Here is a 317-nt window from a genome sequence, read left to right as displayed (position 1 = left end):
AAGAATGGAGTATGACGACCACCTTCTTCTTTTGTCAACACGTATACTTCTGCTTTGAATTTAGTGTGAGGTTTGATGGAACCTGGTTTAGCCAATACTTGACCACGTTCGATATCTTTACGGTCGATACCGCGAAGCAATGCACCTACATTGTCACCTGCTACTGCGGATTCCAAGATTTTACGGAACATTTCAAGACCTGTTACTGTAGTGCTGGATGGTTCTTCTTGAAGACCAACGATTTCTACTACGTCACCAACGTTGATTTGACCACGTTCTACACGGCCAGTTGCTACTGTACCACGACCAGTGATTGT

At 44.2% G+C, this 317-nt stretch carries 1 protein-coding gene; it reads right to left on the bottom strand.

The genetic code is table 11. The annotated features are described in order from the left end of the window. Window positions 1-317: EF-Tu/IF-2/RF-3 family GTPase (locus tag EO125_RS09740; RefSeq protein ID WP_240630462.1), on the bottom strand; the 317-nt coding region annotated here is incomplete at both ends.

This window comes from Veillonella sp. VA139 (assembly GCF_003992005.1).
In the GTDB taxonomy this organism is placed as follows: Bacteria; Bacillota; Negativicutes; order Veillonellales; family Veillonellaceae; genus F0422.
This window is presented reverse-complemented; position numbering and strand designations above follow the sequence as displayed.